Raw genomic sequence first — 5,996 nt, forward strand, 5'->3', positions numbered from 1 at the left:
TCCCGGGCCAGCGTGAGGCGCTCAAGGGTGCCACCCGCATCGCGGTCCCGGGCTGCTACCCGACGTCGGCCCTCCTGGCGCTGACGCCAGGGTTCGCCGCGGGACTCCTCCAGCCCGACGACGTCGTCATCGTCTCCGCCTCAGGCACCTCCGGTGCCGGCAAAGCTGCGAAAGTGAACCTCATCGGAGCCGAAGTGATGGGCTCCATGAGCCCGTACGGTGTGGGCGGCGCCCACCGCCACACCCCGGAAATCGAGCAGGGGCTCTCCAACGCGGCCGGCGAAAGCGTCACCGTATCCTTCACCCCCACGCTCGCTCCGATGAGCCGGGGCATCCTCACCACCGCCACCGCGAAGGTCAAACCGGGCACTACGGCCGCCGACCTTCGCCAGGCATGGGCCGAGGCCTATGACGACGAACCGTTTGTGCACCTGCTGCCCGAGGGGCAATGGCCGGCCACCAAGGCCGTCCAGGGCTCCAACCACGCGGCCATGCAACTGGCTTTCGACGAACACACCGGCCGCGTGATTGTCACGTGCGTCATTGATAACCTCACCAAGGGAACGGCCGGCGGAGCCGTCCAGTCCATGAACATCGCACTTGGCCTGGCGGAGACCGCCGGCCTCAACCTGCAGGGAGTTGCCCCGTGACCGTTACCGCCCCCCAGGGATTCCGGGCCGCCGGCGTCACCGCCGGACTGAAGACTTCCGGCAAGCCGGACCTTGCCCTGATCGTCAATGACGGACCGTCCAAGGCAGCCGCCGCCGTCTTCACCAGCAACCGCGTGGCCGCGGCGCCGGTGCACTGGTCCCGCCAGGTGGTCTCGGACGGCCGCGTGGACGCCGTCATCCTCAACTCCGGCGGCGCCAATGCGTGCACCGGCCCCCAGGGGTTCCAGAACACCCACAGCACTGCGGAGAAGGTTGCCAAGGTCCTGGGCATTTCGGCGACGGACGTTTTTGTCTGTTCCACCGGGCTGATCGGCGAGCAGCTGCCCATGGACAAAATCCTCCCGGGCGTCGAGGCTGCATCAGCTGCGCTCAGCGCTGACGGCGGCGCGGACGCGGCCAACGCCATCATGACCACCGACTCGGTGCCCAAGGCCGCCCTGTTCATCGGCACCGATGCCGACGGCCAGGAGTTCACCATCGGCGGCATCGCCAAGGGCGCCGGCATGCTGGCTCCAGGCCTGGCCACCATGCTGGTTGTGATCACCACGGATGCCGAGGTTGAGCCGGAGATGCTCGACGTCGTCCTCCGCGACGCCACGCGCGTCACCTTCGACCGGGCTGACTCGGACGGCTGCATGTCCACCAACGACACCGTGGTGCTGCTCGCGTCCGGCGCGTCCGGGGCGGTCCCGTCCGCCGAAGCCTTTGGTGCCGGGCTGACCCAGGTGTGTGCGGAGCTGGCCCGCAAGCTGATCGGCGATGCCGAGGGCGCCAGCCACGACATCGCCATCCGCACTTTCAATGCGGCCAGCGAGCGGGACGCCGAAACGGCCAGCCGCTCCGTGGCCCGGTCCAACCTCTTCAAGGCCGCGATCTTCGGAAAGGACCCCAACTGGGGCCGGGTTCTCTCCGCGGTGGGAACCACTGATGCTGCCTTCGAGCCGGACCAGCTCAACGTATCCATCAACGGCATCCAGATCTGCCGCAACGGCAGCATCGGGGACGACCGCAACCTGGTGAACCTGGAGCCCCGTGAGGTCCTGGTGGAGATCGACCTGCAGGCCGGTGACTCCGAAGCCACCATCTGGACCAACGACCTCACCCATGACTACGTGCACGAGAACAGCGCCTACTCAAGCTGATCCCGGGCCTCATCCACCAGCATCTTGGAGATACTGCCAGCATGAACACCCAGCCCCGTGAAACCACGTCCATGAGTGATGCCCAAAGCAAGGCCGGCACGCTGATCGAGGCGCTGCCGTGGATCCAGCGCTTCGCCGGCACCACCATGGTGATCAAATACGGCGGCAACGCCATGGTCAACGAGGAACTGCGCCGGGCGTTCGCTGAAGACGTGGTGTTCCTGCACCATGTGGGCATCCACCCCGTGGTGGTCCACGGCGGCGGACCCCAGATCAACTCCATGCTTGCCCGGCTGGGCATCGAATCCGAGTTCAAGGGCGGGCTCCGCGTCACTACCCCCGAAGCCATGGACGTGGTCCGCATGGTCCTCACCGGCCAGGTGGGCCGTGAACTGGTGGGCCTGATCAACTCGCACGGCCCCTATGCAGTGGGGATGTCCGGCGAGGACGGTGGACTGCTCCGCGCCATCCGGACCGGCACCGTCATTGACGGGGAGGAAGTGGACCTGGGCCTGGTGGGCGAAGTGGTGGGCGTGAACCCCGAAGGCATCCTGGACATCCTGGCGGCCGGACGCATCCCCGTGATCTCAACTGTGGCCCCGGAGATCGAGAGTGACGGCACCGAGACGGCCGCAGGTGCGGTACAGACCACCGGGCAGGTCCTCAACGTCAATGCCGATACGGCTGCGGCGGCCCTCGCCGAGGCACTGGGGGCGTCCAAACTGGTGATCCTCACCGACGTCGAGGGCCTCTACGCCAACTGGCCGGACCGGTCCTCGCTCATTTCCTCGCTGACGGCAACGGAACTGCGCGGGATGTTGCCCTCGCTGGAGTCGGGCATGATCCCGAAAATGGAGGCATGCCTCAAAGCCATCGACGGCGGCGTGGAACGCGCACACATCGTGGACGGCAGGCTGCCGCACTCCATGCTCCTGGAAACCTTCACCACCGCCGGCATCGGCACCCAGGTGGTCCCCGACGAAGAAACGAATGCATCATGACCCACGCAGACCTGACCAACTCCACCGCTGCCGGGACCTCCATCGCTGCCGAGGCCGCCGCAACCACAATTGTCCCGAGCAGCAGCGGAGCCGACTGGCTGGCACGCTATTCCTCATCACTCATGGGCGTGTTCGGCACCCCGCAGCGCGTCCTGGTCCGTGGTGCAGGCTGCCTGGTCTGGGACGCCGACGGCAAGGAATACCTGGACCTGCTCGGCGGTATCGCCGTCAACGCCCTCGGCCATGCCCACCCGTTCGTCACCTCCGTAATCTCCAGCCAGCTGGCCACGCTGGGGCATGTCTCCAACTTCTTCACCAGCCCCACCCAGGTGGCGCTGGCAGAAAAGCTGCTGGCACTGACGCATGCGCCGGCGGGCTCCAAGGTGTTCTTCGCCAACTCGGGAACCGAGGCTGTGGAGGCCGCCTTCAAGCTGGCCCGGCGCAACGCGACCGGTCCGGACGGCGCACCCCGCACCAAGATCATCGCCCTCGAGGGAGCCTTCCACGGCCGCACCATGGGCGCCCTGGCCCTGACCGCCAAGGAGGCATACCGTGCTCCGTTCGAACCCCTGCCCGGCGGGGTGGTCCACGTTCCCTTCGGTGACGTGGCCGCCCTCGAAGCTGCCATCGACGAGACGGTGGCTGCCGTGTTCCTGGAGCCCATCCAGGGCGAAGCCGGCGTCCGGCCCCTGCCTGCGGGGTATCTGGCAGCCGCCCGCGAGGCAACCACGAAAGCCGGTGCCCTGCTGATCCTGGATGAGGTCCAGACCGGCATCGGCCGGACCGGCAAGTGGCTCGCCAGCGAAGACGCCGGGATCGTTCCCGACGCCGTCACACTGGCCAAGGGCCTCGGCGGGGGCTTCCCCATCGGCGCGCTCATCACCTTTGGCGAGCCTGTATCCACCCTCCTGGGGGCCGGCCAGCACGGCAGCACCTTCGGCGGCAACCCTGTGGCGACGGCGGCCGCTTTGGCTACGCTGCATGCGATCGAAAGCCAGCGCGTACTGGAGAACGTCGCGACCGTGGGGGACTACCTCCGTGCGGGACTCGCCGCCGTCGAGGGCGTCACGGAAGTCCGTGGCGAAGGCCTCCTGATCGGCTTCGACCTGGACGCGGACGTCGCCCCGGCGGTGGTCACCGCCGGCCTCGACGCCGGGTTCATCGTCAACAGTCCCGGGCCGCGCACCATCCGGCTTGCCCCGCCGCTGATCCTCACCACCGACCAGGCCGGCGCCTTCCTTGCCGCCTTCCCGGCAATCCTCCAGACAGCTAAGGACGCGCAGTGACCCCCGTAGGCAGCACCACCCGCCACTTCCTCAAGGACACCGACCTCACGCCGGCTGAGCAGGCCGAGGTGCTGGACCTGGCTGTCCGCATGAAGGCCGAGCCCTACAGCGTGCAGCCTTTTGCCGCCGAGGGAAACGGCCGCAAGACCGTCGCCGTCATTTTCGACAAGACCTCCACACGCACCCGAGTGTCCTTCGCCACCGGCATCGCGGACATGGGTGGCAACGCCCTGATCATCAACCCGGGGGAAGCCCAGATCGGCCACAAGGAATCAGTGGAGGATACCGCCAAGGTCCTCGAACGCATGGTTTCCACCATTGTCTGGCGCACCGGAGCGCATGCCGGCCTCGTGGCGATGGCGGAAAACTCCAGGGTGCCGGTCATCAATGCGCTGTGCGATGACTACCACCCCTGCCAGCTGCTGGCCGATCTGCTGGCGGTCAAGGAGCACAAGGGCGAGCTCAAAGGCCTCACCATGAGCTACCTGGGGGATTCGGCCAACAACATGGCCAACTCCTACCTTCTGGCAGGCGTCACCGCAGGGATGCATGTCCGCATCGCAGGGCCGGAAGGCTATCTGCCGGCCGCGGAGATCGTTGCCGCGGCTGAGGAACGTGCAGCCCAGACCGGCGGGTCCGTGCTGATCACCACCGACGCCGCCGCCGCGCTCACGGGCGCCGACGTCGTGGCCACGGACACCTGGGTGTCCATGGGCCAGGAAGCCCAAAAGGCTGCCCGGATGCAGCTGTTCCGGGAGTACGCCGTCGATGAGGCGGCGATGGCACTCGCGGCGGACGACGCCGTCGTGCTTCACTGCCTGCCCGCGTACCGCGGCTACGAGATCTCAGCAGGAGTCATCGACGGCCCGCAGTCGATCGTGTGGGACGAAGCCGAGAACCGGCTCCACGCCCAGAAGGCGCTCATGGCCTGGCTGATGCACCGCTCCGGCCTGGCCGTCGTCGAAGGCCTGCCGCCGTTGGATGGGCCTGGCGCCCGTGGAGGCCAGTAACCCGTGACCGTCCCGCCGGCAGCGCCGGGCTCCAGCCCGGCCACCAAAACAGCCCGCCAGGCGCGCATCACCGCCATCCTGACGGGTGAATCGGTGCGCTCCCAGGCGGAGCTTGCCGCTTTGCTGGCGGACGACGGCGTCCAGGTCACCCAGGCCACCCTCTCCCGTGACCTCGTGGAACTCGGCGCCGTCCGGGTCCGCGGCAAGGAAGGCGTCCTGGTCTATGCAGTCCCCGGCGAAGGCGGCGAACGCGCCGCCAAAAGCGGGGTGAGCCAGGAAATCCTGGACGCACGGCTGGCCAGGCTGTGCAGCGAATTGCTCGTTACGGCAGAGGCTTCGGCCAACATCGCCGTGCTCCGGACCCCGCCCGGCGCCGCCAACTTCCTGGCACTGGCCATCGACCACTCGGTGATGCCCTCCATCCTGGGGACCATCGCCGGTGACGATACCGTGCTCCTGGTTTCCCGCGATCCCGCGGGCGGGCAGGACCTCGCGGCCCGGTTCCTGCAACTGGCAGAGGAAGCCGGCGGAAGCCAGCAATAGCCCGCTGCTCCAGAGGCGCCTGCGTTGTGACAGGCTTTCCCTAGAAGAATTTCCCGAACAAGAAATCCCAACCCCCAATAAGAGGAGCATTTTCGTGACTGAGCGTATTGTTCTGGCCTACTCCGGTGGCCTCGATACTTCCGTAGCCATCGGCTGGATCGGTGAAGCCACCGGTGCCGAGGTCATCGCCGTGGCGGTCGACGTCGGACAGGGCGGCGAATCGCTGGAAACCATCCGCCAGCGTGCCCTGGGCTGCGGCGCCGTTGAAGCCTACGTGGCTGACGCGTCCGATGAGTTCGCCAACGAGTACTGCATGCCCACGCTGAAGGCCAACGCCCTCTAC

The 5,996-nt window shown here is 67.5% G+C and carries 7 protein-coding genes; all 7 read left to right on the forward strand.

The annotated features are described in order from the left end of the window. Window positions 1-650: N-acetyl-gamma-glutamyl-phosphate reductase (argC, locus tag DBR22_RS07720; RefSeq protein WP_108598530.1), on the forward strand; the 650-nt coding region annotated here is incomplete at its 5' end. Beyond that, window positions 647-1,813: a bifunctional glutamate N-acetyltransferase/amino-acid acetyltransferase ArgJ gene (gene argJ / locus DBR22_RS07725; protein ID WP_108598531.1), complete on the forward strand. Its 1,167-nt coding sequence runs from the start codon at window positions 647-649 to the stop codon at window positions 1,811-1,813. The genes argC and argJ, both read left to right, overlap by 4 nt. 41 nt (window positions 1,814-1,854) lie before the next feature. Further along, the gene (gene argB, locus DBR22_RS07730) at window positions 1,855-2,814 is read left to right on the forward strand and encodes an acetylglutamate kinase (RefSeq protein WP_108598532.1); all 960 of its coding nucleotides are present in this window, start codon (window positions 1,855-1,857) and stop codon (window positions 2,812-2,814) included. Then, complete coding sequence (locus DBR22_RS07735; protein ID WP_108598533.1) at window positions 2,811-4,100, forward strand: acetylornithine transaminase; 1,290 nt, start codon at window positions 2,811-2,813, stop codon at window positions 4,098-4,100. Before argB ends, DBR22_RS07735 begins: the two co-directional genes overlap by 4 nt. Beyond that, on the forward strand, window positions 4,097-5,110 hold the full coding sequence (gene argF, locus DBR22_RS07740; RefSeq protein ID WP_108598534.1) for an ornithine carbamoyltransferase: 1,014 nt from the start codon (window positions 4,097-4,099) through the stop codon (window positions 5,108-5,110). Before DBR22_RS07735 ends, argF begins: the two co-directional genes overlap by 4 nt. Window positions 5,111-5,113: 3 nt before the next feature. Further along, a complete protein-coding gene (locus DBR22_RS07745) occupies window positions 5,114-5,653 on the forward strand; it encodes an arginine repressor (RefSeq protein WP_108598535.1) in 540 nt (179 codons plus the stop codon). 94 nt (window positions 5,654-5,747) lie between these two features. Further along, window positions 5,748-5,996, forward strand: a 249-nt coding sequence (locus DBR22_RS07750) for an argininosuccinate synthase domain-containing protein (RefSeq protein ID WP_181365078.1), incomplete at its 3' end; no start/stop codon positions are given.

Source organism: Arthrobacter sp. HMWF013 (assembly GCF_003061105.1).
In the GTDB taxonomy this organism is placed as follows: domain Bacteria; phylum Actinomycetota; class Actinomycetes; order Actinomycetales; family Micrococcaceae; genus Arthrobacter.

What these genes read in the sequence shown, in the direction of transcription:
- argB (WP_108598532.1), top strand. Translation starts at nt 1,855, where the DNA reads ATGAACACCCAGCCCCGTGAAACCACGTCCATGAGTGATGCCCAAAGC.
- DBR22_RS07735 (WP_108598533.1), top strand. Translation starts at nt 2,811, where the DNA reads ATGACCCACGCAGACCTGACCAACTCCACCGCTGCCGGGACCTCCATC.